Raw genomic sequence first — 23,876 nt, forward strand, 5'->3', positions numbered from 1 at the left:
GCACGTCAGCTCCTGCCGGACGCCCACAGCGTGTCCAGGAACGGACCGGTGAAGACCCCCGCCGGGTCGAGCCGGTCCAGGACGGCCGCGGCGTCCTCCCAGCGGGAGCCCGCGGGCTGCCCCGCGCGGAAGGCGTCCGGCCAGGTCCTGGTGAGCGTCGGCCGGTCGGTCCACGGGCCGTCCGGCCCGTACGACCATCCCTTGGACCACTCGGGGCGCAGCGTCGCCCACCCCGTGAAGTGACCGGCCATCCACTGCTCCAGGGACCGGTGGAACGCGGCGGCGCCCCGGGTGCCGGGGAACGTGGTCGAGTTCAGCCACACCACCGTGTCCCACCCGGGCCGGTCGGGGCGTGCGCGGGCGGGGGAGAGGAGGGGCGCCGTGTCCGGCGCGGTGACCCGCACCTCCACCGGGCCGTTGACCGGGTACTCGCCACGGGCCCGGTGCTCGGCGAGGCCCCACTGGAACCGCGTCCAGAAGCCGTGCAGCACCCGCTGCACGTCCGCCCGCGCGCACAGCACCGCCCAGCCCCCGAAGGTGTAGCGCAGCGTGCTGGGCCGGACGTACAGCAGGGTGTTCTTCGACCAGCCCCACAGATCCCAGGTCGCCGTCGCCGTCAGGCCCAGCGCGATGGCCTGCTGAACGGCCTGTGCGAACAGGGGAGTGGCCGTGGCGACTCCCCGCAGGACCTCCCGGGCCAGCGCCGACACCGGCTCGGGCACGTGGTCGTAGAAGGCGTACGGATAGGGCGCGCCGATGCGGCGGGACGCGGCCGGCCGGACCGGCTCCACGCTCCACACCTTCAGCCAGGGCCGCTCGGTGTACGGCAGCCAGAGGATCTCCACCCGCCCGGTCCGGGCCAGGTAGCCGTCCAGCGTCCGGCCCGGGCCGCCCGGCGGGCCGAACAGCTCCGCTGCGGGTACGTCGAGCGTGCTGCGGCAGCGCAGGCGGACGTTGGGCGGGACCCGGAGGGTGGCCTCGGTGACGAAGGCGCGGCCGAGGTGCACCAGGAGCGCCTGGGCAGCGGGGTGCGAGCGCCGGAAGGTCCTGAGCACATGACGCCCGGCGGAGGCGTCCCAGACCACGGCGGTGAGCGATTCGACGGCGTCGGACAGGGTGCCGAAGCCCGCCTCCCCGCCCGCCGCCCGGCCGGGCACCGGGACGCCCGTGCCGTGCGCGCCGACGGCCAGGGCGCCGCCGAGGGTCAGGTCGCCGATCGCGGGGACGCCCGTCAGCCCGTACCCCGCGTGCTCCAGGGCGGTGTGCACCGCGTTCATGCTCGCGCCCGCCTGCGCCGTGACGGTCGCGGGGGAGCCGGGCCGCACCCGTACGGCGGTGAGGTGCGCGGTGGTGTCGACCAGCACCGTCCGGTCGGTGGGCTCGCCCGACCGGGCCAGCAGGGGCGACCAGTTGTGGCCCATGCCCTTGGCGCGCAGCCGCCGGCCGGTCGCCCGTGCCCAGTCGGCCAGGGCCGGGAGCCGGTCCGGGGAGTCGGGCAGCGCGGTCCACGCCGCCTCCAGGACGATCTCCCCGGACCAGTTGCGGAACGCCTGGCGCACCAGCCGGATCCCCGGCGGGAACCCCGAGGGCGCCGGGAGTCCCGTGGCGTCCGCGTCGATCCGGAAGGCCGGGATCCAGCCGAGCGCCGTCCCGGCGGCGGCAGCCGCCGAGGCGAGCACCCGCCGCCGGTCCACGGGGTGTGCGTCGGCCACGGTTCCGCCCGCCTCCAGTCGCTCGCTCCGCTCGGGTACCCCATGGCTACCCCGCGGCGGCACCGGCCCGGCCGCACCGGAGGGTGAACTCCGCGGCCGCGCGCGCTACGGGATGGCGAAGGCCGTCGGCGGCGTGGGGTGTGTGTCAGCGGTCCCAGGCGGCGCCGAGGGCCAGCAGCTCGTCCCGGTACTCGATCCGCCCGGCCCACGCGGCCGGCCACGCCCGCGCACCCAGGTGCGCACCCGCGAACGCCCCGGTCAGGCAGGCGATCGAGTCGGAGTCGCCGGAGCTGCACGCGGCTCTGCGGACGGCGGTGAGGGGCTCCTCGGGGTACAGCAGGAAGCACAGCAGGCCGGTGGCCAGCGCCTCCTCGGCGATCCAGCCTGCACCCGTCACCGCGCAGGGGTCGCCCTCGCGGTCGGGCGAGGCCAGCGCCGCATCCAGCCGGTCCAGCACCGTCAGGCACTCGTCCCAGCCCCGCGCGATGAAGGCCTCCGGCGAGTGGCTGTGGGCATGCCGCCACAGGTCGCCCAGCCACCGCTCGTGGTAGCGGGCGCGGTTCTCCACCGCGTACGCGCGCAGCAGCCCGGGCAGCTCCGCCGGCTTGCAGCCCCCGGCCAGCAGGAAGACCGCACGGGCCGTCAGATCGCTCGCCGCCAGCGCCGTCGGGTGCCCGTGGGTGAGACCGGACTGCAGCTGGGCGGCGCCGGCCCGCTGCTCGGGGGACAGGCCCGGCACGAGCCCGACCGGTGCGACGCGCATGTTGGCGCCGCACCCCTTCGACCCGGTGTCGGACGCCTGCTGCCAGGGCAGGCCGCCCTCGGCGAGCCGCTCGCAGGCGGCCAGGCACGTCCGCCCGGGAGCCCGGTTGTTGTCCGGGGAGCGCAGCCAGGCGACGAACTCGGCCCGCAGCGGCGGGACCAGCCGCCCCGCCTCCAGCGGGCCCCGGTCCAGCGCGCCGCGCAGCGCGCGCCCCACCGCGATGGTCATCTGAGTGTCGTCGGTGACCAGCGCCGGCCGGGGCAGCTCCATCCCCCGCCAGGGCCCGTGCTTCGCCAGGATGGCCGGCACGCCGGAGAATTCGGTGGGGTACCCCAATGCGTCGCCGACGGCCAGTCCGATCAGTGCCCCCGTAGCTTTCATGCAGTCAGCCTACGGCCGCCGCATGCCGCGCAGCACCTTGCCTTCCGTGCTGAGCCAGCCGTCCTGGTAGTCGAACCGCCGGGTGCCGGAGAACAGCAGGTAGAGCCACTTGAAGTTCTCGGCGAACACATACGCGGGGCAGTGGTCGCCCCGGGGCATGGGCCGCTTGGTGACGTCGGCGACGACCGTGTAGCCGCCCGGCACGCGGTGGTGCTGTTTCAGGTGCTGGAAGTAGCGCCACGCCGTGGTCCGGTAGTACGGGTCACCGGTCTGCCAGTACAGCTCGAAGGCGCAGTTGGCGTACTCGGGGCGCAGCTCGTTCCGGGCGTCGAGCACGTCCAGCCGCCGGTAGTCGATCTCCTCCGGGATGACGGCGTACTTGTCGAGGACCGCGGTCCAGGACCGGTAGTAGTCCGCCGCCGCGGCGTTGTCGCCGCCCACCGGGAGGACCGCGACGGCCAGCGAGGACTGCCGGCGGTTGAGGAGCGCCCCGGTGCGGAAGTCGACGTGCTTGAACCAGAGCCGGCCGTCCACCCGCTCGGCCTGGTGCTTCATCAGGGCGGCGGCGAACGTCCGGAACCAGTCCCTGCACTCCGTGTCGCCGAACATCTCCCACGCGCCCCACAGGTACTCGTAGAAGGAGTCCACCGGGGGATTGACGGCGATGGCCTCCCGGTCGGCCCAGGCGCCGGTCTCCACGTTCAGGGCCGTGGCGAGCAGGCCGAGCCGGGAGCGCCGCTGCACCACGGCGCGCAGCGCGCGCTTGGCGGCCCGCTCGTACCGCGGATCGCCGGTGAGGCGGGAGAGGACGCCGAACTCCAGGATGTGCGTGCCGATCTCCGCCAGCGGCAGCGTCCTGCCGGAGACCCGGCCGGTCCGCAGATTGACGAACCGGTACGGCATGCCGGTGGGCGACTTGGTGAAGGCGGGCAGCAGCCGGTCCGTCAGGTCCGCGCAGAGGTCCAGCAGGCTGCTGCGCCGGGTGGCGAGATAGCCCGCGAGCAGGCCGCCCACCAGGCGGATGGTCGCCTCGAAGACCTGGAAGTCCGCGTCGACGTCGAAGTCCAGGCGGTCGTCGATCCAGTCGAGGCAGAGGGCGACTTCGGCGTCGAGCCCCATGAGGTAGTGGGTGTCGAGCGCCTCGACGATCGACAGGCCCACCGGGTGCCGGGCGGAGAAGAACTCGCGGTGGCCGCCGGAGACGGGCAGCACCTCGTCGTGCCCCCACGCGAACCGCTTGTAGCCCTGCCAGGCGTGCAGGAACTCGGAGCGGATCTCCAGCGCCTTGGCCGGGTCCGGGAGCACGGTCCCCGCGGCCGCGGTAACCGGCCTGCCGCCGAGGGCGAGACCGCCCGCGGCCGCGAGCGCGTACAACAGCCCGCGGCGGGTGGTACCCGTGGCGGGTGATCTGCTGATCATGACACTCAGGCCCTCCTGACCACCGGTTCCGGACCCGGCCGGTGATCGCAGTATGGGGCCGGGCGGCCGCCCGCCCCGGCAGGCGCGGCGTCCGGCGGCGCCACGCGCCGGACATCCGTCAGGAGCCGCGCTCCAGGGCGATCAGTGCGACGTCGTCGCCCAGGGCCCCGCCCGCGTGGGCGAGCAGGTCGCCGTGGATGCGCTGCACGAGCCGCTGGGGATCGGCCTCCCGCCAGTCCGCGAGCCGTTCCAGGAGGGGGTAGAAGACGCCCTGGGAGTCCCGGGCCTCGATGACGCCGTCCGTGTAGAGCAGCAGGAGGTCGCCGGGGCGGTAGGCGAACGTCTCGGCCTCGTAGTCGTCCTCCGTCAGGGCGCCCCCCAGACCCAGCGGGAGATCGGGGTCACGCACCATCAACGGGATGACCTCGCCTCCGCGCAGCAGCAGCGGCGGCGGGTGGCCGCAGCTGATCAGCCGGACCTGCGGCTCCTCGTCCGGGATCTCCAGCACCACGGCGGTGACGAAGCTCTCCTCGGCCTCGTCGGCCTCCGCGTCCTCACGGTTCTCCAGCCGCGTGTCGTAGAACAGGGTGTTCTGCAGGTGCGCGACGAGCCTGGGCAGCGGGGGGTTGCGGTGGGCGGCCGCACGGAAGGCGCCGAGCACCAGGGCGGCGTCCCCGACCGCCGTCAGCCCCTTGCCGCGGACGTCGCCGATCATGACCCGGGTGCCCCCCGTGGTGCGCACGGCCGCGTAGAGGTCGCCGCCGATCTCGGCCGCCTCCTCCGCCGCCACGTACACCGAGGCGATCCGCAGCGGCCCGATCCGCGGCGGCAGCGGCCGGAGCAGGATCTTCTGGGCCACGTCGGCCACCCACCGGGCCTGGCTGAGCTGCTCCTCGTGCCGCTCGTGCACGGCCCGGAATCCCACCACGAACAGGGAGATCACAAGGAGGGCGACGATCTGGGCCTCGTGGTTCGAGGTGAACAGGCCGCCGTGGAAGATGCCGATGAGGATCTGCGCGGCGACGGCCAGCGCCCCGATGGCGGCGGTGAGCTTGGGACCGCCGAACGCCGCGGTGATCGCCGGGGCCACGACCAGGAGCGGCCCCAGATGGATGTTCGGGGCGGTCAGCAGGTCGACCACCACGATCAGCACGATGAGCCCCAGGGGCATCGCGACGAGCGCGCGGCTGGGGCGCCGCGGCTTCTCGGGGTTCGACGGCCGATGCTGAAGGCGCATGATCCCTGCTTACATTTCCGGGCGTGCGGGGTGGCTGTCCGACACGTCTTTCCGGTCGGTTTCGCCCGCGACGACCGCGCCCGGGACCGGCCGTACGACCAAGGGCGTAGGGCACAGGACCGTTACCGTCCGGCGATCGGCGATCTAGCCTCGGGCGCATGGACACGACGAGCGGCACACTCGACGAAGCCCTGACCCGCCTCCACGCGTCGGGCCCCGAATTCCGCGGATTCCTGAGCAATCACGGCCCGATGGCCGTGGAGGCCCTGGCCCACCGCGGCCGGTCCGGCACCGTGCACCGCTGGCTGGACGCGTACCGGACGAGACTGGAGGAGGTCCCTGCCTCGCAGGCCCGCATCACCGACGCCGACTGGCACACGGCGCTGGGCGACCCGAAGCGCGTCACCGACTGGACCGATTACTTCACCCACTTGACCGCCGAACGCCCCTGGCGCGACGTGCTGGCCGAGTGGTGGCCCCGGCTGCTGCCCGGCATCGCCGGAGCAGCGGCGCACCCCGTCATCCGCGTGGGGCACGCCGTCCGCTCCCTCGGCGACGCCGAAGCGGGCGGCGGCGACACCGCACCGCGCGTCTCCGAACTGGCCCACGCGCTGGGCTACTGGGCCGCCCGGCACAGGCTCCTGCCGATCGCGGTGCGCCCCTCCGGCACCGCCGACCCCGGCACCGCCCTGGCCGTGCTGCCCCGCGTCGCCGATCAGCGGGTGACCCCGCGGAAGGGGTTCGCGCAGCTCGCCGGCACTCCCGGCTGGTCGGAGACGGCCGACTCCCTGCACGTCCCCGACACCCCCGGGGCCGTCCGCGACCGCCTCGCCGCCCTCGTACGGGCCGCCACCCACCACTACGCCGGCCACGGCCACGGCAACCCCGTCATGCTCGTCCACGCCGCCACCGCCCCCAACGCCGTGCTGCGCGTCCTGCCCGCGCTCCCCGAGGAACTCTGGGCCGACTCCTGCGCGGTGGCCTGGGCGGCCACCGCGGCGATCACCTCCGTCTACGCCGCGCCCACCGCACGACCGGCCCCGGAGGACCCCTCCCCGGACACCCTCGCACCCGAGGAGGTCTTCGAGCGGGCGGTCGCCAACGGCAACGAGCACGTCATCAAGTTCGCGGACACCGCCCTGGACGTGGCGGCGGTGGCCGAGGACGGCGACAACCGGGCGCTGGCGGCCGCGGTGCGGGCCGTCACGCTGATCGACGAGGACGACTGACCCCGCCGGGGGCCCGCCGCCGACATCGCGGACGGCCTGCCCGGTATGCCGCTCATGCGCCTCTATGGTGATCGCGTGAGCGAGGGCAAGGAGGGCGGCAGCGGGGCGGTGCGGGCGTTCCGCGATTCGCCGTTCTGTCCGGCGGCCGTCCTCGTCCTCATCGTCGCCGCCGCTGCCGGGCTCTTCGCCGGCTCGTACACCTACGCCATGGCGAACCCCACCCCGCGCAGCATCCCCACCGCCGTCACCGGCCTGCCGGCCTCCCAGGTCAAAGGGGCGGAATTCGTCCAGGGCATGGAGCAGGCACTGGGCGCCACGCTCCGGCTGCACCACTACGGGACGCTCGAAGCCGCCCGGAACGCGGTCGCCGAGCAGCGCGTCTACGCCATCCTCCAGCAGCGCTCCGGCAGCGCCGAACTCGACGTCTCCGGGGCGTCCGGCGCCACCGTGGCACAGCTGCTGGCCGAGACCGCGCCGCGGGTGGGCGCACGGCTCGGCGTACCGGTGACCGTCAGGGACGTCAACCCGCTGCAGAAGGGCGATCCGCGCGGCCTCGCCCTGTTCTACATCACGCTCGCCGCCGTGATCGTCGGCTTCGTCGGTGCGATCCAGCTGAGCGTGCACGCCGGGGCGCTGAACCCTGGGGAGCGCATCGCCTTCACCGCCGCCTCCTCCCTGCTCGGCGGCTTCGCCATCGCCGCGGTCGTGGACTGGGTGCTGGGCGCCCTGCGGCTGCCGTTCGCCGAGTCCTGGCTGATTCTCGCCCTGACGATGTTCACCTCGGGCATGGTCTTCTCCATGTTCAACACCCTGTTCGGCCGCTGGGCGATGCTGCCGACCTGGGGGCTGATGGTGCTGCTCGGCAACCCGTCCTCCGGCGGCGCCGTCTCCTGGCCGCTGCTGCCCTCGCTGCTGGGCACGGTCGGCCGCTGGCTGCCGCCCGGGGCCTCGGTGAACGCGCAGCACACGGCCGTCTACTTCCGCGGGCACCAGCACCTCTTCCCGTTCGCCGTGCTGGTGGCATGGGCGGCGGTCGCGAGCACCGTCTTCTGGGTGTGGCGCCACCGTCACCCCGGCGGCCGGGAGCCGTCCACGGCCGTCGCGCCCACGGGCTGAGACCCCGGCGGCCCGCGCCGGGCGCGTGACCCAGGTCATGGCGCCGTCCGGGAGACCGACACAGACTGAATCGGTCGAATCGCAAGAAATCCATTGTTTCCGCCATTTCTGCTGCTTCCGCAGCGGCGGACCTGCGATTCCCCGGACGCATCCCCCACGGTTCTGGAGGCCATCCACGTGCGCATCGGAACGGGCTGCCGCGCAGCCCTGATCACATCCGCCCTCATGGGCTCCGTGGCCCTGTTCGTCTGCTCGGCGGGTGCGGCCTCCGGTGCGACCCGGTCGGTTCCCGCGGCCCCGGCGGCGGCCGTGCAGAAGGTCAGGACCAACACGTTCACGGTCACCCCGGCCGACGGTGCGACCGTGGGTACGGGCATGCCCGTGTCGATCCTCTTCGACCGCAAGGTCGACAAGAACAAGCGCGCCGTGATCGAGAGGACACTCCACGTGACCACCAGCCGGAAGGTGGAGGGCGCCTGGGGCTGGGTGACGGACTACTCCGGCAAGGACCGCCTCGACTGGCGGCCCAAGGACTTCTGGCCCGGCGGCACCGAGGTGGCCGTGCACGGCGCCCTGGCCGGGACCGACTCCGGCGCGGGCGGCCCGATCGCCCGCGACCTCGGCCTCCGCTTCATCGTCGGCGCGGACCGCCGGGCGGTCGTCGACGTCCCCGCCCACACCCTCACGATGTACGAGAACGGCAAGCGCGTCGGCGACGTCAAGGGCTCGGCCGGCTCCCCCCAGGACGCGACCCGCGGCGGAATCCACACCGTCCGCAGCAAGAGCGCCGCGGAGACCCTGGACTCCGCCACCATCGGCCACGGCCGCGAGTGGCTGCTGGACTCCCAGTGGGTGGTCCACCTGACGGCCTCCGGGACCTTCCTGCACTCCGCGCCCTGGAACAAGTCGGTCGGCCTTGTGAACAACAGCCACGGCTGCTTCGGCATGACCACCGGCGACGCCAAGAAGGTCTACGACTTCCTGCCCGTCGGCGCCACGGTCGAGGTCAAGGGCACCACCAGCACCAAGAAGACCGACGTGGGCAACGGTCTCGAGGACTGGCAGGAGAACTGGGAGCAGTGGCAGAAGCGCAGCGCGCTGAACTGAGCCCCGGTGCGCCCGGTGGGTTTCCGCGCGGCGCTGCCGCTCACGGTGGACCATAGGGAGTCGTAGGCGGTAGGCGGTACGTCGGCACGCGGGGAGGAGAAGCGGTGGCGGACGAGCCGGGCCCGGTACTGGCGGCGGGCGTGCGACGGAAGCGGCGCACGCCGGTCTACGAACTGATCGGCTGCGGACTGCACGGGCACCACCTGGTCGGCACCGACGCGGCGCAGGTCCGCCCCGAGGACGCGGTCTTCGTGCGGGAGCCCGGCGACGGGCCGCGCTGGCACCGCTGCCTGCGCTGCGACGCCTGGCTCCCGCTGCCGCCGCCCGACCGGCCCGGGCGGGACTTCCCGCCCGACCGCGACGGGATCGCCCTGCCCGCGCGCGGGCGGCCGCTGCGGGACCGCTACGTCCTGCGGCTGATCGCCCTCGACCGCCTGCTGCACTTCCTGGTCCTCGGCGTGCTGGCCGTCGCCGTCTTCGCGTTCGCCCGTGAGCGCGGCCGACTCCGGGGCCCGTTCTACCGGATCGTGGACGCCGTCCAGAACGGCGTCGGAGGCCCCAGCGGGCGCTCCGGCCACGGCCTGCTGCACGACCTGGAGAAGGCGTTCGCCGCGCACACCTCGACGCTCTGGGTGATCGGCCTCGTCCTCGCGGCCTACGCCGTGCTCGAAGGAGTGGAGGCGATCGGCCTCTGGTTCGCCAAGCGCTGGGCCGAGTACCTCACCTTCGTGGCGACCTCGGTGCTGCTCGTGCCCGAGGTCTACGAGCTGACCGGGCACATCAGCGCGACGAAGGTCCTCACGCTGATCGTCAACGGGGCCGTCGTGCTCTACCTCCTCTTCGCCAAGCGGCTGTTCGGCGTGCGCGGCGGCGGCCGGGCCGAGGCGGCCGAACGCGCCCACGACACCGGCTGGGCGGCCCTGGAGCGCGTCTACCCCGGACCGGCGGCGCCCCGGGGCGGGGGAGCAGCTGGCTGACCTCAGTCGGCGGACGCGAGCTGGAGCAGGGTGATGGTCTCCCTGCCGATGAGGATGACACCCGCCACCCGGCCGCGGGCGATGGTGCGTATGACGCCGTCGTCGATTCCGTAGGGGCTGGAATGGGCGATGGGGTCCGTCAGGGTGTCGAGCAGGCAGACCGACAGGTCCCGGCGGGCGTCGTCCGGCAGTCCCTTGTACGTGTCGTGGAGGCCCGGGTCGATGCGGAGCCGGTAGGTCACGCGGCACCCCGGCGGGCCTGTTCGAGGGCGGCGTGCAGCTCGTCCGCGCTCACGTCGATGAGGCCCGCCGTGTAGGCGGCCGGCGGCTGCCCGTTCTCGCGGACCAGCGCGCGCAGCTCCTCGAGGCGGGGACGCTCGGCCTCGAACGCCTGGATGAAGGCGACCCAGCGGTCGAGCGTCGCGGCCAGCTCACGGATGTCGGTGAAGGACACGTCGCGCATGAACGTGGCGCGCAGCTCGGGATGGGGCAGGGCATGACCGATGCTGTCGATGGTCCATGGCTGGCCGGTGCTCATCATTCCTCCCGCTGCGGCGGTTCGCGCTCCCACAGGAGCGACACGGACGGGCCCGGCCGGGCGGTGGTGCCCTCACCAGGCGACCGGCAGGCCGACCGGTCCGCGGATGAGGATATTCGTCTGCCACAGGATCCCGTCCGGCGGTACCGCCAGGCGCAGTCCGGGCAGCCGGCGGAGCAGCGTGGCGAGCAGCAGCTCCGACTCCATGCGCGCGAGCAGCGGCGCCACGCACACGTGCGGGCCGTGGCCGAAGGCCAGGTGCGGGACGCGCTCGCGGGCGAAGTCGATGCGGTCCGGTTCCGGGTACACCCGCTGGTCGCGGTTGGCGGCGACGTAGGAGACGTAGACGACCTCGCCCTCCCTGACGACGACGCCGCCCACCTCGACGTCCTCGGTGGCGATCCTGGGCTGCCCGACCCCGTGCTTGTGCGGGATGTAGCGGAGCAGCTCCTCGACCGCCGGCCGCAGGACACGGGGGTCCGACCGCAGCTGGTCCAGCAGCTCCCGGCGCGTCAGCAGGACGTACAGCATGTTGCTGACGTTGTTGCGCACCGCGTGCCAGCCGTTGAACTGCATCAGCCCCGTGAGGGCGACGAGTTCCTCCTCGGCCAGCCGCTCCCGGTCCACCGCGGCCGTCAGCACGCTCATCAGGTCGTCGCGCGGGCGCGCGCGGCGTTCCGCGGACAGTGCGCGGAAGTAGCGGTCGGCGTCCGCCTTGACCTGGTTCGCGCGGGCCGCCGACTCCTCGTCGGAGGCCCGGCTGAGGATGACCTGGGCCCAGTCGCGCATGAGCGGCCGGTCGGCCGCCGGAATGCCGATCAACTCGCTGATGAGGGTGAGCGGGAAGGGCGAGATGACGTGCTGGACGAGGTCGGCGGGCGCCGGGACCCGGAGCAGCCCGTCGACGAGCTGCTCCAGGATCTCCTGGGCGCGCGGGCGCAGCCGCTCCATGCTCGGCTGGGAGAAGGTGCCCGCGATGACGCCGCGCACCCGCGAGTGCCCCGGCGGGTCCACGAAACTGACGGCGCGGTCCATCGGAATGTGGTGCCGCGTCATCTTGGGAAAGCGGCGGCCGACAATGGCGGCCCGGCTGAACCTCGGATCGGAGGTGACCAGTTTGACGTCCTCGTAGCGGGTCACCAGCCAGCACTCGCCCTCGCCGTGCGAGAGCCGGATCCGGGTCGGCGGCTCGGTGCGCAGGAGTTCGGCGAAGACGGGGTCGAATTCCAGTCCTGGCGGCTCTGCAGCTTCGTAGAGCCGGGCGGGAGTTGTCCGGTCGGCCATCATCGGCCTCCTCTCGGCCACCCGGCGGCGGCCTGCCGACGACTCTTTCGCTGATGGCCAATCCTTCCATTCCACAGGAGGAATCGGATACCCCGCCCGGCAGTTCACCGCACAAATGAACGGGCGTTTTCGCGGCCGTACGCCGGGCCGCAGACGCGCACCGCCGGAATTCCCGCTCAGCCCGCCGGAGTGGAGGTGTTCTTCTTTCCCTTGTCGTCCACCGCGAACCACAGGCCCTGCTTTCCCTGGCCGTTGACGTCCCCGGGCTTGCCGTCGCCCGTGAACCAGTACACCGGCCAGCAGTCGACGGCGAGCTGCTCGGTGCCGTCGGGCCGGGTCACGGTGGACACCAGCTTCCCGGGCAGGTCCTTCACGCGGTCCTTCGCCACGGGCTTCGCGGGCTTCCAGGTGTCCAGGCACGAGCCCGTGCACGCGAACTTCATCGGCCAGGCGCTGTCCTTGTCGAAGCGGTAGAGCGTGCGCCCCTGCCCGTCCACGACGATCCTGCCGAGCCTGGCGTTGTCGGCGACGGACACGCCGTCCGGCGCGGGCTGCTCCTTCCGCGCGCCCGCCTTCCCGCCGTCGGGGGCCAGGGCGTTCCAGGTGCCGCCCACGCCCTGGCCCTTGGTGTCGCCGGGGGCCGTGTCCTTCGCATAGCGGTAGACGGGCCAGCCCGCCAGGGTCAGCTGCCGCATGCCGTCGGCCCTTACGACCTCGCCCAGTGCCGAGGCGTCCATCCCGGCGGCGGCCGTGGCATCGCCGGCGGGCACGGGCGGCCACGCCTTGGCGCAGTCGCCGTCGCAGTGGGAGGCCGGGGGTTTCGCCGTGTCCTTGTCGAACCGGTAGAGGGTGAAGCCCTTGCCGTCGGTGACGACCTGGCCCAGGCCCGCCGTCTCCTTGACGGCCAGTTTGCCGCCCGGCTCGCCCATGGCCCCCGGCGCCTTCCCCGCGACCGCCCCGTATCCGTCGCCTCCGGTGCCGTAGCCGCCGTAGCCCTTGCCCGCCGCCGCGCCGTCGGCGGCCGGGCGGGCGTCGTCGCCGGACCGGTCCTGCGCCGACGGGCTGCCGCCGCACGCCGCCGTGAGCATCGTGATCGCCAGTGCCGCCGCCGCGAGGGGGGCCGTGTGCCGCTGGGTCATGTCGGTGTGTTCCTTCCGTGAGGGGACCGGCGGCGGGCCGCCGGTGCAGGGGGATACGAGGGGGGCTCCGCAACTGCTCAGCGGGGCCGGGAAGTTGTCACGCAGGGACAAAAAACTCACGCGGAGGCAGCTCACGCGGAGGCCTCGATGCGCAGCGCCAGCGCGGGACAGCGCCGCACCGCGCGCAGCGCCCGCTGCCGCATCCGCGCAGGCACCGCGATGGCCGGCCGCTCCGGATAGCCGTCCGGGCCCAGCCGCAGCAGCCCCGGCAGGAGGTCCGCGCACAGCCCGTGCCCCCGGCACAGCGTCCAGTCCACCAGCAGTCGCTCCGCCGGAGCCGGCCGTGCGGCCGGCTGCGGGCCCGCCGGGGCGTCGGCCCGTACGCCCTCGGGCAGCGGCAGCGCCCCGAGGACCGGGCGGCCGCACCCGTCGCCCAGGGCGTGCGCCTCGAAGTCGCCGGCGAACACGGCGAGCGAGGAGGTCACGAAGCGGGCCGTGCCGTCCGGGTGGCCGCAGGCGCCGCGCCGCTCCACCGCCCGCACCCCGGCCCGTACGCCCTCCAGGGCGCCCCGCCCCCCGCCGCGCGCCACGGCGAACATCGCCTCGGCGAGCGCGGGCAGCCCCTGGAAGCACGGCCCGCACTGCCCGGCCGATTCCGCCGCCAGCCAGCGGGCCACCCGCGCGGTCTCCCCGACCGGACACGTCGCCTCCGGCAGCGGCAGCAGCGCCCCCGCCCCGAACACGGCTCCGGCCGCGGCCAGGGAGCCGCGCGAGACCGTCGCTGCCCGGGCGTCGGGCGCGGCCAGCCAGGTGCCGTGGTAGCCGCCGACCAGCACCCCCTGGCCCGGCCCGGTGCCGCACAGCTCCAGGGCGTACGGCAGCGGCAGCCCGCTCGGGGTCTCCACGACGTGGGCGCCCGCGACGGTCAGCAGGACGGTGCCGGGCTCCTCGGGCAGCCCCAGCTCGCGGAAGCCCGCGGCACCGAGCCGTGCGGCCACGGCCAGCTGGGCGAAGGTCTCGGTGTTCGACAGCAGCGTCGGCACCCCGCCCAGGCCGCTCTCGCTGGCGCGGACCCGGCGCCCGGACGGCAGCGCGGGCCCGCCCCCCACCCCGCGCACCAGAGCGCTGCCCTCGCCCGTCACGAACCGCTCCGGCAGCCGCACCACCCGCACCGCGGGCTCGTGCGAATCCCGCTCGGCGGCCGCGCGCCGCACCGACAGCTCCACGTCCGCCCGGGTCACGCCCACAGCCACCCGGTCTGCGCCGAGCGCCGCCGCGGCCAGCAGCGCCCCGTCGAGGACGAGGTGCGGTACGTGCAGCAGCAGCGCCGTGTCCTTGAGGCAACCCGGCTCGCCCTCGCTGCCGTTGACCACGACGGCCGCCCCGCCGCCCGTGCGGCGCAGGGAGTCGGCGACCGCGCGCAGCTTGCGGGCGAAGGGGAAGCCCGCCCCGCCCCGGCCGCGCAGGTCGATGCGCTCCGCCAGCTCGGCCAGTTCACCGGCCGACGGCACCGGTACCGGAGCCGGTCCGTGCAGGGCCAGGTGCGCGGAGCGGTCCAGCCAGGGCTGCCGGTCGAGCCCGGCCAGCAGCCGGGGCGGCCCGACGGCGGACAGCGAGGGCACGGGCCCGGTCACGATCCCCCTCCGCGCGTCTCCCCGGACCGCAGCACGCGCAGGGCCAGCGCGACCCCGGCGGCCGCCACGCACAGCGCGTACGCCGCCGTCACCCAGCCGGCCGCCGGGCGGCCGGAGTGCAGCCCGTGCACCAGCGCCGCGCCCCATGCGGGGTACGCGCCCATGTGCAGGGCCCGCCAGGCGCGGGACCGGCCCACCGAGGCGAAGGCGCTGCGCACGGCGCCGGTCACCGCGACCGTGAGGAAGAAGTAGCCGGCGAGCGTGCCGAGCCCGATGAGCAGCGGGCGGGCCCCGTCGGTGAACGGGACGGCCGCGGCGGCCCCGCCCGTGTGCCCCTCGGCCACCTTCACCCAGATGTGCAGCGCGAGGAAGCCGAGGCCCGCCACGGCCAGGCCGCGGTGGACGCCCTGGGCGAGCAGCCGGTGGGGCGAGCCGAGCAGCATCCGGTCGGTGGCGGCCAGCCCCCACATGACGGTCGCGGTGAGGGAGACGAGCGCGAGCACCCCGGCGCCGAAGTCGAGGAACTCCTGGGCCCGGTCGGCCACTTCGGCCCGGGCGGCGACGGCGAGCAGCAGCAGGATCGCCGCGGGCAGGGCGGGCCTGGCGGACGGCCCGCGCGCCGGCCGGGAGCGGGCCCGCGGGCGGGCGAGCCCGAAGGGCGAACGGGACGAGGGCACTCGATACGTGCGGAACGCAGACATGGGGGCCTCCCACGGGCGGCTCACGGCGACTCGGGCCGGGCGCCCGTGTTCCTGAGAAGTCCGGAAATCCCGCGCATCGGCGGTATTCGCCGGGCGGTCGGATGAACATCAGGATCGTGGAATTCCGCAAGTCCTTCATAAGCTTTATCGCGCTGTGACAAATTCGCGCATGGCAGTCCCCGCGACGGCGGGCGGCTGTTGATGATGCCCACTCAGGCGAGAGGGTCCGAACGCCAGTCCAGATCCCCTTGTCCGGTGCAGATGTCCGGAGGTAGACGATGTGCGAAATGTTGAACCGCATCTGGTCACGGCCACGCGGTGAATGGACTCGCGTACTGAGAAGGGAACTTCCCGCCCTCGCCGCCGGGGCGGTCGACGAATTGCTGCGCAGTACACCGGTATTCGTGGAGATCACGGACCGTATGGGGAAGGACGCGGTGCGGTCGGCGGTCGAGGACGCCCTGCTGCTCTCCCTGGGCCTGCGCACCACGGCCGGCAGCGCCCCCGCATCCGTGCCCACGGCCCTGCCTGCACCGCGGAACGGACGGGTCGTCACCTCCATGCCGGCCGCCCGGGCCGGCCAGGCGCTGTTCGCCGCACTCGCCGACGACCGCTGCCCGCCCGACCGGGTGGTGGCCGAACTCGCCCGCCAGGCCGGCTGGCCGCTGCCCGGCCGGGCCCGCGCCGTCGTCCTCGCCGGAACCTCCTCCAAAGAGGCGTACCGGCTGGCCGGCCAGCTCTCGGCGGCGCTCGGGCAGGGCCTGCTCGGCACCGTCGACACGGACGTCTGCCTGCTGCTCCCGGACCCCGGCCCCGAGGCGCGCGCCGCGCTGACGGCCGCGCTCGGCGGCCGCGTCGCCGCCGTGGGACACCCCGTGCCCCTGGCCGACACGGCCTCCTCGCTGCGCTGGGCACGGCGGCTGCTCGACCTGGCCGCGGCCGGCCCCGGCCCGCAGGAACGACTCGTCTTCGTCGACGACCACCTCTCCGACCTGCTGCTGCTCCAGGACGAGTCGCTCGCCCGCGCCCTGTCCGCCCGCTGGCTCGGCCCCCTGGAGGGGCTCACCCCGCGCCAGAGCGAACGCCTCGAAGTGACGCTGCTGGCATGGCTGGAGAGCGGCGGCGCCCCGGAGGCGGCCCGGACGCTCAAGGTGCACCCGCAGACGGTGCGCTACCGCCTGCGCCAGATAGAGAAGCTGTTCGGCCCGGCGCTGCGCGAGCCGCGCAGCCGCTTCGAGCTGGAGCTGGCGCTGCGCAGCCGGCGCCTGCTGGACCGGTCGCGCCGGCTGCGCTCCCGGGACCGCGCCCGCGCCCGTGCCGCCGGGGCCACCGTCCACCCGCTGGGGCTCGCCCGGCAGGCGCGCGTCAACGGGCTGTGAACCACGGCGGCACGGCGCGGCGGCCCCGGACCTTCGGGTCCGGGGCCGCCGCCTTCCCGGCGCCGGGCGGCAGGATGCCGGTGGGGAGCACCCGGCGCCGGGGGATCGTGGGGGCCAGGGGGTGTCCTCAACAGGTCGGGCGGAGTCCACTGCGGTTCGGCAGCGCCCCGAAGGGTCGCGGGGAACTGCGCGGCCAGCCACGGCGGCACCGCAGCCGATCGACGACCCGTCGCGGCACTTCCAGCGGAGCGCCTAGCAGCGGCGCCCGCCGTTGACGCAGGCCACCGCCCTGGCCATCAGCGCGTCCGGCATGACGTTGATGAAGTCGCCGTGGTCCGTGACCGGCTTGTGCAGCTGCTCGGGAAAGCTGTCGACGGCGAACGGGGTGCCGGCTGGCACGGCGTAGGTGATGCGCTGGACGAGCTGCGGCACGGCCCGGAAGCCGCGCGGGCAGGAGCCGTCCGGCCGGGCGAAGGCCATGTGCGTGCGGTGGTTGGCGCTGTCCGTGTGCCGGCCGTCCCAGCAGCTCTGGAAGGCCAGGGTGCGCACCACGTCCGCCCCGGCCGGGCACACGGGGTACTTGTCCTTCAGCTGCCGGTCCTCGAAACCGGTGCAGCTCCACGAGGCGTTGGCATTGCCCGGGCCGCTGGTGAACGCCTTCGCGTCACCGGTGATCACCCGCAGGAAGCGCGGCATCGCGGTCACCTGTGACACCGGGCTGCCCCGGAACCGGATCGTCACGGACTTGGGCCGCAGCACCTGTCCCAGGTTCCCGTCGTGCCCGCCGCCCGGGGCGTGGGCGTCCGGGGCCGCCTTGCCGTCCAGCAGCCGCAGGACCGGCCAGTAGTGCGTGGACAGGTCGCCGTTCGTGCACGTGGTGCCCGCGGCCGCGAGACTCGCGTCGGTGGAGAAGGCGTCGGTGGAGAGGTTGCCGACGTAGTCGTGGGTGTGGTGGGCGCCGTTGCTCACGCCCGGGGTGACGATGACGTTGTCGGAGTTGGCGTGGCCGTTCTCGTTGCGCCCGCAGGACGAGGCGAAGGTGCCGGTCGAACCGCCTTGCCGGGCACCCGGCCGGGACTGCTTCGGCGCGGTCCTGATGTCGGCGAAGTCGGCGGGGGAGGGGCCGCCGGGCAGGGCGCGCGCCATGATGCCGGTGCTGCTGCCGCTGCCCGCCGCATCCGTGCGGACCTGCCGCGCCGCACAGCCGCTCAGCTCCGCCAGGCCGGAGGGCCGGGCGGTCCCCTCGCCGATGGCGTCGGCCATCCGCCCGATCGTGGCCGAGCGCTGCTGCTTCAGCTCGCCGAGCACGGCGCCGCCGGAGCCGCCCGGCACCGTAGCCCGTCCGTACGCCTGCGCCACCTGGGCGTCGAGTTCCGCGAGCCCCTGGGAGACCCGCGGCCGCGCCCGGTCCGGCACGTCCTGCAAGCGGTCGCCGACGTCGGGGCAGGCGATCGTCGTCGCGGCCGGGGCTGCCTGGTCGCGCGGGGCCGGGCGGTGGGCGCCGCCCGCGTGGGCGTTGGCGGCGATCACCGCCGTTCCGCCGCCGCCCAGCAGCAGCGCCGAGGCCGCCAGCAGCGCGCGGGCCTTCAGCGGCAGGCGGCGTTTGTGCCCCTGTCGTGTCGTGGGGGTCATGCGATCACTTCATTTCCTCGTTGCCGTGCTGCATCGGTGGTCGGTCGGGGTCCGCAGAGGGCGTCCCGGGGCCGGGGCCGGAGCCGGGGACGCCGGTCAGGCCCGTGGCCTCCAGGACGGTGATGTGGTCGAGCACGACCGTGTTGGCGCGCGTCGCCAGGTCCCGGACCACGGAGTTGCCGGTCCGGTCCCGTACGAGCGCGACCAGGCCGAAGACCTTCCCGTGGGCGGCGCGTACGAGCTGGGCGAACGTCCGGTCGAAGTCGGCGCCCCGGGCGGCGTCCATCCGGTCCAGCCAGCCCTGCTGCTGCACGGTCGGCCGGTCCGGCAGCGTGATGCCCAGGGCCCGGCCCGCATCGAGGGAGCGGCGGTCCAACTCGGTGTGGCCGTCGATGAGATGCTCCCCCGCGGCCCGCACGGCCTCGGTGGTGCCGCGCTCCTGCGCCAGCCGGCCCGCGGGCTTCTCCCAGAGCCCGGCGAGGCGGACCTTGCGCACGAAGTCGCGGTCCAGGGCCGTCAGCGGCCCGGCGGCGGTGTTCCGCACGCCCTCCCCGTCGTCCTGCCAGACGGGGGTGTCGGCCGCCGCCTTGCGGGCACCGCCGAAGAGGGCCACCGGCACCAGCAGCGCCAGCAGCGTCGCGGCCAGCGCACCGACCACGAGCCAGGTGCCGAGCGCTCGCCCCGCCCCCGCCCGCCGGCCGTCCGGCCCGGTCCGCCGGGCCAGGGACCGCAGGAATCCCGCTCGGATGGTGTGTGCCGGGCGCACGGGACGCATCGCGCCGCCTCCCTGTTCGGTTCGTCCTGCTGACGACCGGCGACGCTAGCCGCCCGGGGGAGGCGCCGAACGAGGGTTCCTCGGCATCTGACAAAAGCGGCGGCCACGGGTCCGGAAGGCTGTTACCGTGCGGGCGCGGCGGCCCGCGCGCGTGCGCGACCGGCGCGGGCGCACGGCAACGGCCTTCCGGACGACGGCCGGACCGGCGCATAGGCTGGGCGTCGCCCCGGGAAGGGGACGACGGAAGGGACGACGCCCATGAACCGCACGAGCGCCCTGTCGGCTCTGTCGGCGCTGCCCGCAGTCGCCCTGCTCGCCGCCGTGACCGCCCCGGCCCACGCGGACGAACCCCCACCGGCCGACTTCCTGTACGCGACGCGCGACGGCCACGCCCACGTCGTCCGGGACCCCAGGCCGGGCACGTGCCTCCGCCTGGCCGCGGAGGCGTACAGCGGCACGAATCTGACGGGCAGGAAGGCGACCCTCTACGCGGACCGCGCGTGCACGGAGAAGGTCGCGGAAGTCGTCCCCGACGGAGGCACGTGGGGCGGGGGCACGGCGGACCACGCCCGGTCGGCGCGGTTCGAGTGCGATGCGGGGGCGTGCCCCTAGGGCCTGTCGTCACATTCCCGTCGTCGCCCGAAGGGCGGCCCCGCGGCGTCTGGTGCGTGCTCTCGGCGCGCCGGGCGGAAGTCCTTGTACTGGGCGCACTCGGGCTTTCGCCCGGTGTGGCGAGAGTGCGTGCCAGGCGTCGCGGGGCAGGCGGGAATGTGACGACAGGCCCTAGCGGTGACCCGCCCCGCGCGGGAACGTCCGTGACGCCCCGGTGATGCCCTGCCTCAGCAGGGAGCCAGGCCCTCGGTCTCCACGGCGGCGCGCAGCTGCGGATCGGGGATCAGACTCGCCGGGTACAGGGCGCGGCCCACGTCGTGGGGCCTGGCGTAGACGGCGATCAGCTGGCGGACCTTGGCGGGGTCGGCGGCGACGGCCGGGAACTCCGCCCCGTCGCCGTCCTCCGGCCCGGAGAGGGCCGACCACATCTCCTCGGCGGCGCTCATGAGCTGGTCGGCCTCATCCCGCGCCCGGCCCCAGTCCCCCTCGCGCAATGCCTGTTCCATGGCGGACACCGCGCCGAGGATCGTCACGTAGTCCTCGGCCAGGCGCTCCTCCTCGGCGCTGGGCTCAACGATCTTGGCGGCCAGCTCGGCAGCGTACATCGGTACCTCCGCACAGGGATGATCGGAGGGGGCAGACGAGCCCCCGCCCCGGTATCGTCGCGCGACCCGTGCCGTTCGCCTCCGTTGACCACCCGTCGGCGGCGATTTCTCACCCACGCGGCTGAGTTCTCCGGGCGCGGTACGTACCACCCGGCGGGTCCGCCGAGCCCGGCCCTCCCCGTGGGGGAGGCGCCTCACACCAGGGCGTCGACCAGCATGAACGCCGCCACGGCCAGCAGCACGACGGCGAACACCCGCTGGAGGACGGGCCCGGAGGCCTTCGCCGCGAGGCGCTTGCCGTCCCAGGCGCCCAGCACCGCGGCCCCCGCGAAGGGGGCGATCGCCGCCCAGTTGACGGACGTCGCCGTGCCGAGCCGCACGACCAGGGCGGCGGTGGAGTTGACGGTGATGACCAGCAGGCTGGTGCCCACGGCCGCGGTCATGGGCACCGCCAGCACGGTCACCAGGGCGGGCACCGCCAGGAAACCGCCGCCGACGCCCAGGAATCCGGTCACCGCCCCCAGCCCCGCACCGGTCGCCGCCGCCCGGTCCGCCCGCACCGTCCGCGTACCGTCCGGGGGCTTCCGCGCGGTGCGCAGCATCCGCACCGCGGCGACGGCCGCCAGGACGGCGAACGCGCCGGTGAGGACCGGGCCGGGGATGCGGGCGGACAGCGCCCCGGCGGTCGCCGCCGGGAGGACGCCCGCAGCAGCGAACAGCCCGCCGGTGCGCCAGCGGACGTTCCCGGCCCGGGCGTGGACGAGCAGGGCGGTGAGCGAGGTGACGACCACTATCACCAGACTGGCGGTGGTGGCCGCGGCGGGCGCGAAGCCGAGCAGGTAGATCAGCGCGGGCACCGCCAGGACGCTTCCGCCGCCGCCGAGCCCGCCGAGCGCCAGCCCGACCACCGCCCCTGCCAGCAGGGCGAGTACGAGTCCGCTCACGCGAGGCGTCCCGCAGAGCCGTGCCGGTCCCGCGGCGGCGGGCCCTCCCCGTCCCGGCGGCGGTCGACGACCGGTCCGACGCAGCACACGGGACCCGCTCCCTTCCCGGCTCGTATGCCTCCCGAGGCGTTCACCGCTCCCTCACGAACGCGCGTTCCCGTCAAGAGTGTCGGCGATGCGCAGCAGGGCGGGAAGGGCCGCGCGGACGGCTTTCCGGTCGTTCTCGGGCAGGGCCGCGAGCGCGTCGCCCAGCCGGCGCTCGTGGGCCCCGGTCCAGGCCGTGAGCTGCGCCTCGCCCGCCGCGGTGAGGGTGACGACGGAGGCGCGCCGGTCGTGGGGGTCCACCGCGCGGGCGACCAGTCCGGCGTCGATCATCTGGCCGATGAGGCCGCTGACGGTGCTGACGGCCAGGCGCTGCCGGGCGGCGATGTCGCCGACTCTGGCCGGCGAGTGCTCGGCCAGCACCTGGAGCAGCTCGATCTGGGCCATGGGCAGCGCTTCCCACGGGTACTCGGTGCGGATCGAGGTGCGCAGGGCCCGGCGCAGCCTGGTGACGGCATCGGTGAGGAGCCGGGCGTCCGCGCTGCCTGCGGCGCCCGGGCGCTCCGTCGGGGGCTCGGGCGACTGCGCGGACATGCGGATCACTCTAGGGGGTGCCCGACGGGCCAGTGCCGCGGGGTGCGTGCCGCCACACCGAGCCCAGGGCGGCCACGGAGGCCGCGAGCAGCATCAGCACTGCGCACCGGGGACCGTCCGGCAGACCCGGACCGGTGGGGAGCCGGAGGGCGAGGGCGACCAGGGCCACGCCCAGGGCGGTGCCCAGCCCCCGGGCCATGCCGATCAGCGCACCGCCGGTGCCCGAGAAGCGTGCCGGGACGGCCGCCATGACGAGCGCGTTGTTGGCGGGCACGAAAACGCCCAGCCCCAGGCCGAGCAGCGCGAGGGCCGCGGGCAGCAGCGGGCCGTGCAGGGGCAGGAACAGCAGCGCGGTCAGCGCGCCGCAGCACACCGCCGCCCCGAGGCCGCACCGTGCCCGCTCGCTCCACGCGGACGGCAGCACCCGCTCGGCGGTGGCGGCGGCGAGTGCGAAGCCGGCCGGAAGCGTGGTGAGCACAAGACCGGCATGCAGGGCCGAGGAACCATGCGCAGTGAGCACGAGGGGGACGAGCACCAGCGGGCCGAAAAGGACCAGATAGCCGCACAGGGCCCCCACCAGCCCCAACGGCACCGCCCGGGCCCGCAGCAGCGCCGGAGCGAGAAGGGGGTGCGCGGCCCTGCGCTGCCGGACGGCGAAGGCCCGGCCCGCGGCGGCCGCCAGGACCAGCAGGGCGACCGGCCACCAGGGGGACGGGCCCGGCCCGGACAGGGCGGAGAGGGCCAGCAGGACACCGGTCGTGGTGACGGCCAGCAGCGCGAGCCCGGTCCGGTCGAGCCGGGCATGGTGGCGTGTGCGCGTACGCGGCAGCAGATAGTGCCCGGCGACCAGGGAGACGAGCCCTATGGGCAGGTTGAGGGCGAAGATCCAGCGCCAGCCGACGGTGCCGACCAGCACGCCGCCGAGCACGGGACCCAGCGCGAGCCCGAGTGCCTGGGCGGCGGCCTGGACGCCCAGCGCGGGGCGCAGGCGCTCGCGCGGAGCGCTGGTGGCGACGAGGGCGACGCTGTTGGCCTGCATCATCGCCGCGCCCATGGCCTGCGCGACGCGCAGACCGATCAGCACGGGCAGGGAGGGGGCCAGGGCGCAGGCACCCGAGGCGGCCGTGAAGACGGCGAAGCCGTGGAGGTAGAAGAGCTTGCGGCCGTGGGCGTCCGAGAGCCTGCCCATGGGCAGCAGCGCGGCGGCGAGAGTGAGCAGATAGGCCAGCGAGACCCAGGTGACGGCCGCGAGCGAGGCGTGGAACTCCGCGCGGAGGCTGCCGTAGGCGAGGGTGACGGTGCTGGCGTCGAGCTGGCCCATGAAGGCGCCGAAGCAGACCGTCGCGACGGCCGCGCGCCACGCGTGGGGGTGGGCGCGTATGCGCTCCGGCCGCGGCCGTTCCCGGGTCAGGGCCCTGGGGATGCGCGTCCGGAGCCCGCGTATGTGCGGCGCTTCCGGCGGCCGGGCCAGGTCGGTGGGCATCGGACCTCCCTCCTGCCCCCAGTTTACCTCGGATACCGAACTATTCGGTATCCGAGGCGTATCCGAAGCGATCTGCTGCGGGCTGGGGAGGGAGGGCCGGGCGATGCTCAGAGGCCGCCGGAGCCGTTTCCGGAGATCACCGGGATGTTGTCCAGCAGGTGCGCCAGCGGGTCGTCCCCGTCGAGGATCGTGGAGTTCTCCGTGCACTGCTGCTGTTGCTGCGAGGTGAGCACGGGCACGTCCTGCACCCCGATGTTGAGCCCCGTCACGACCGATTGGAGGTTGACCTTGCCGACCCCGATGCACAGCTTGTCGAGGCTGCCCTGGACCACGGTCATCTGGGGGCTCATCTCCCCTCCGGTCTCGGTCCTCCCGTGCTCGGTAGCGGATCCGTTGCCGTTGAGGACGTCCCTCCTGTCACTCTCCAGCGCCATCGCGGGCGTGGCGGTGACGACTGCCGTCGCCGTGAGGGCCACCGCCGTGAGCACCTTCTTGAACACGTTCCCAGCCTTTCGATCGGTACGAGTCGCCCAGCGACGAAGTGACCTGACCAACTCGGCCGGACGGCGGAGG

General features: G+C 74.6%; 23 protein-coding genes. 6 read left to right on the top strand and 17 right to left on the bottom strand.

The window, feature by feature from the left end; translation table 11 throughout:
- Positions 1-5: 5 nt before the first annotated feature.
- The 4 genes from AC1Z4A_RS30400 to AC1Z4A_RS30415 form a co-directional block, all read right to left on the bottom strand.
- Positions 6-1,712 (bottom strand): cholesterol oxidase substrate-binding domain-containing protein, encoded by a 1,707-nt coding sequence (locus AC1Z4A_RS30400; protein ID WP_483683087.1) that lies wholly within the window; start codon positions 1,710-1,712, stop codon positions 6-8.
- 145 nt (positions 1,713-1,857) lie between these two features.
- Positions 1,858-2,856 carry an ADP-ribosylglycohydrolase family protein gene (locus AC1Z4A_RS30405; protein WP_483683088.1) on the bottom strand — a complete coding sequence of 333 codons (999 nt, stop codon included), beginning with the start codon at positions 2,854-2,856 and terminating at the stop codon, positions 1,858-1,860.
- A 9-nt stretch (positions 2,857-2,865) separates the two neighbouring features.
- Entirely contained in the window at positions 2,866-4,275 is a 1,410-nt protein-coding gene (locus AC1Z4A_RS30410; RefSeq protein WP_483683089.1) for a glycoside hydrolase family 47 protein, read from the bottom strand.
- Positions 4,276-4,393: 118 nt separating this feature from the next.
- Positions 4,394-5,512: a PP2C family protein-serine/threonine phosphatase gene (locus AC1Z4A_RS30415; RefSeq protein ID WP_483683090.1), complete on the bottom strand. Its 1,119-nt coding sequence runs from the start codon at positions 5,510-5,512 to the stop codon at positions 4,394-4,396.
- Positions 5,513-5,670: 158 nt separating this feature from the next.
- Between AC1Z4A_RS30415 and AC1Z4A_RS30420 the strand changes: the two genes are divergently transcribed.
- From AC1Z4A_RS30420 to AC1Z4A_RS30435, 4 genes are all read left to right on the top strand, one after another.
- Positions 5,671-6,741 carry a questin oxidase family protein gene (locus tag AC1Z4A_RS30420; protein ID WP_483683091.1) on the top strand — a complete coding sequence of 357 codons (1,071 nt, stop codon included), beginning with the start codon at positions 5,671-5,673 and terminating at the stop codon, positions 6,739-6,741.
- 54 nt (positions 6,742-6,795) lie between these two features.
- Positions 6,796-7,857, top strand: coding sequence for an ABC-2 transporter permease (locus AC1Z4A_RS30425; RefSeq protein WP_483683092.1), 1,062 nt, complete (start codon positions 6,796-6,798; stop codon positions 7,855-7,857).
- A 177-nt stretch (positions 7,858-8,034) separates the two neighbouring features.
- Positions 8,035-8,964 carry a L,D-transpeptidase gene (locus AC1Z4A_RS30430; RefSeq protein WP_483683093.1) on the top strand — a complete coding sequence of 310 codons (930 nt, stop codon included), beginning with the start codon at positions 8,035-8,037 and terminating at the stop codon, positions 8,962-8,964.
- A gap of 104 nt (positions 8,965-9,068) precedes the next feature.
- A complete protein-coding gene (locus AC1Z4A_RS30435; protein WP_483683094.1) occupies positions 9,069-9,941 on the top strand; it encodes a DUF2127 domain-containing protein in 873 nt (290 codons plus the stop codon).
- A 2-nt stretch (positions 9,942-9,943) separates the two neighbouring features.
- Here AC1Z4A_RS30435 and AC1Z4A_RS30440 read toward each other — a convergent pair whose 3' ends face one another.
- The 6 genes from AC1Z4A_RS30440 to AC1Z4A_RS30465 all read right to left on the bottom strand — a co-directional run bounded on the left by AC1Z4A_RS30440 (position 9,944) and on the right by AC1Z4A_RS30465 (position 15,237).
- Positions 9,944-10,183, bottom strand: coding sequence for a hypothetical protein (locus tag AC1Z4A_RS30440; RefSeq protein WP_483683095.1), 240 nt, complete (start codon positions 10,181-10,183; stop codon positions 9,944-9,946).
- On the bottom strand, positions 10,180-10,479 hold the full coding sequence (locus AC1Z4A_RS30445; RefSeq protein ID WP_483683096.1) for a hypothetical protein: 300 nt from the start codon (positions 10,477-10,479) through the stop codon (positions 10,180-10,182). Before AC1Z4A_RS30445 ends, AC1Z4A_RS30440 begins: the two co-directional genes overlap by 4 nt.
- A gap of 72 nt (positions 10,480-10,551) precedes the next feature.
- Complete coding sequence (locus AC1Z4A_RS30450) at positions 10,552-11,763, bottom strand: cytochrome P450 (RefSeq protein ID WP_483683097.1); 1,212 nt, start codon at positions 11,761-11,763, stop codon at positions 10,552-10,554.
- A gap of 176 nt (positions 11,764-11,939) precedes the next feature.
- Positions 11,940-12,902: an SCO0930 family lipoprotein gene (locus AC1Z4A_RS30455; protein WP_483683098.1), complete on the bottom strand. Its 963-nt coding sequence runs from the start codon at positions 12,900-12,902 to the stop codon at positions 11,940-11,942.
- Positions 12,903-13,033: 131 nt separating this feature from the next.
- The gene (locus AC1Z4A_RS30460; RefSeq protein ID WP_483683099.1) at positions 13,034-14,536 is read right to left on the bottom strand and encodes an NADH-ubiquinone oxidoreductase-F iron-sulfur binding region domain-containing protein; all 1,503 of its coding nucleotides are present in this window, start codon (positions 14,534-14,536) and stop codon (positions 13,034-13,036) included.
- The gene (locus AC1Z4A_RS30465) at positions 14,533-15,237 is read right to left on the bottom strand and encodes a hypothetical protein (protein WP_483683100.1); all 705 of its coding nucleotides are present in this window, start codon (positions 15,235-15,237) and stop codon (positions 14,533-14,535) included. The genes AC1Z4A_RS30460 and AC1Z4A_RS30465 overlap by 4 nt, the downstream gene beginning before the upstream one ends.
- Before the next feature lie 404 nt (positions 15,238-15,641).
- Between AC1Z4A_RS30465 and AC1Z4A_RS30470 the strand changes: the two genes are divergently transcribed.
- Entirely contained in the window at positions 15,642-16,616 is a 975-nt protein-coding gene (locus AC1Z4A_RS30470) for a PucR family transcriptional regulator (RefSeq protein WP_483683101.1), read from the top strand.
- Between the two features lie 252 nt (positions 16,617-16,868).
- Here the strand turns inward: AC1Z4A_RS30470 and AC1Z4A_RS30475 are convergent, their stop codons facing one another.
- Together AC1Z4A_RS30475 and AC1Z4A_RS30480 are read right to left on the bottom strand one after the other, a co-directional pair.
- The gene (locus tag AC1Z4A_RS30475) at positions 16,869-18,248 is read right to left on the bottom strand and encodes a DUF1996 domain-containing protein (protein WP_483683102.1); all 1,380 of its coding nucleotides are present in this window, start codon (positions 18,246-18,248) and stop codon (positions 16,869-16,871) included.
- 4 nt (positions 18,249-18,252) lie between these two features.
- Positions 18,253-19,023 (bottom strand): DUF4142 domain-containing protein, encoded by a 771-nt coding sequence (locus AC1Z4A_RS30480; protein WP_483683103.1) that lies wholly within the window; start codon positions 19,021-19,023, stop codon positions 18,253-18,255.
- 258 nt (positions 19,024-19,281) lie between these two features.
- On the opposite strand from AC1Z4A_RS30480, the gene AC1Z4A_RS30485 reads away from it, so the two are divergent.
- Positions 19,282-19,635: a hypothetical protein gene (locus AC1Z4A_RS30485; RefSeq protein WP_483683104.1), complete on the top strand. Its 354-nt coding sequence runs from the start codon at positions 19,282-19,284 to the stop codon at positions 19,633-19,635.
- Between the two features lie 227 nt (positions 19,636-19,862).
- Here AC1Z4A_RS30485 and AC1Z4A_RS30490 read toward each other — a convergent pair whose 3' ends face one another.
- The 5 genes from AC1Z4A_RS30490 to AC1Z4A_RS30510 all read right to left on the bottom strand — a co-directional run bounded on the left by AC1Z4A_RS30490 (position 19,863) and on the right by AC1Z4A_RS30510 (position 23,803).
- Positions 19,863-20,240 (bottom strand): hypothetical protein, encoded by a 378-nt coding sequence (locus AC1Z4A_RS30490; protein WP_483683105.1) that lies wholly within the window; start codon positions 20,238-20,240, stop codon positions 19,863-19,865.
- 194 nt (positions 20,241-20,434) lie between these two features.
- A complete protein-coding gene (locus AC1Z4A_RS30495; RefSeq protein ID WP_483683106.1) occupies positions 20,435-21,184 on the bottom strand; it encodes a sulfite exporter TauE/SafE family protein in 750 nt (249 codons plus the stop codon).
- 141 nt (positions 21,185-21,325) lie between these two features.
- On the bottom strand, positions 21,326-21,820 hold the full coding sequence (locus tag AC1Z4A_RS30500) for a MarR family winged helix-turn-helix transcriptional regulator (protein ID WP_483683107.1): 495 nt from the start codon (positions 21,818-21,820) through the stop codon (positions 21,326-21,328).
- Positions 21,821-21,830: 10 nt separating this feature from the next.
- Positions 21,831-23,303 (bottom strand): MFS transporter, encoded by a 1,473-nt coding sequence (locus tag AC1Z4A_RS30505; RefSeq protein ID WP_483683108.1) that lies wholly within the window; start codon positions 23,301-23,303, stop codon positions 21,831-21,833.
- Positions 23,304-23,410: 107 nt separating this feature from the next.
- Entirely contained in the window at positions 23,411-23,803 is a 393-nt protein-coding gene (locus tag AC1Z4A_RS30510) for a rodlin (protein WP_483683109.1), read from the bottom strand.
- Positions 23,804-23,876 lie beyond the last annotated feature (73 nt).

The organism is Streptomyces sp. 17_S59, from assembly GCF_056930295.1.

What these genes read in the sequence shown, in the direction of transcription:
- AC1Z4A_RS30480 (WP_483683103.1), bottom strand. Translation starts at nt 19,023, where the DNA reads ATGCGTCCCGTGCGCCCGGCACACACCATCCGAGCGGGATTCCTGCGG.
- AC1Z4A_RS30505 (WP_483683108.1), bottom strand. Translation starts at nt 23,303, where the DNA reads ATGCCCACCGACCTGGCCCGGCCGCCGGAAGCGCCGCACATACGCGGG.
- AC1Z4A_RS30475 (WP_483683102.1), bottom strand. Translation starts at nt 18,248, where the DNA reads ATGACCCCCACGACACGACAGGGGCACAAACGCCGCCTGCCGCTGAAG.
- AC1Z4A_RS30420 (WP_483683091.1), top strand. Translation starts at nt 5,671, where the DNA reads ATGGACACGACGAGCGGCACACTCGACGAAGCCCTGACCCGCCTCCAC.
- AC1Z4A_RS30500 (WP_483683107.1), bottom strand. Translation starts at nt 21,820, where the DNA reads ATGTCCGCGCAGTCGCCCGAGCCCCCGACGGAGCGCCCGGGCGCCGCA.
- AC1Z4A_RS30410 (WP_483683089.1), bottom strand. Translation starts at nt 4,275, where the DNA reads ATGATCAGCAGATCACCCGCCACGGGTACCACCCGCCGCGGGCTGTTG.
- AC1Z4A_RS30415 (WP_483683090.1), bottom strand. Translation starts at nt 5,512, where the DNA reads ATGCGCCTTCAGCATCGGCCGTCGAACCCCGAGAAGCCGCGGCGCCCC.
- AC1Z4A_RS30465 (WP_483683100.1), bottom strand. Translation starts at nt 15,237, where the DNA reads ATGTCTGCGTTCCGCACGTATCGAGTGCCCTCGTCCCGTTCGCCCTTC.
- AC1Z4A_RS30490 (WP_483683105.1), bottom strand. Translation starts at nt 20,240, where the DNA reads ATGTACGCTGCCGAGCTGGCCGCCAAGATCGTTGAGCCCAGCGCCGAG.
- AC1Z4A_RS30455 (WP_483683098.1), bottom strand. Translation starts at nt 12,902, where the DNA reads ATGACCCAGCGGCACACGGCCCCCCTCGCGGCGGCGGCACTGGCGATC.
- AC1Z4A_RS30450 (WP_483683097.1), bottom strand. Translation starts at nt 11,763, where the DNA reads ATGGCCGACCGGACAACTCCCGCCCGGCTCTACGAAGCTGCAGAGCCG.
- AC1Z4A_RS30405 (WP_483683088.1), bottom strand. Translation starts at nt 2,856, where the DNA reads ATGAAAGCTACGGGGGCACTGATCGGACTGGCCGTCGGCGACGCATTG.
- AC1Z4A_RS30445 (WP_483683096.1), bottom strand. Translation starts at nt 10,479, where the DNA reads ATGAGCACCGGCCAGCCATGGACCATCGACAGCATCGGTCATGCCCTG.
- AC1Z4A_RS30425 (WP_483683092.1), top strand. Translation starts at nt 6,796, where the DNA reads ATGCGCCTCTATGGTGATCGCGTGAGCGAGGGCAAGGAGGGCGGCAGC.
- AC1Z4A_RS30485 (WP_483683104.1), top strand. Translation starts at nt 19,282, where the DNA reads ATGAACCGCACGAGCGCCCTGTCGGCTCTGTCGGCGCTGCCCGCAGTC.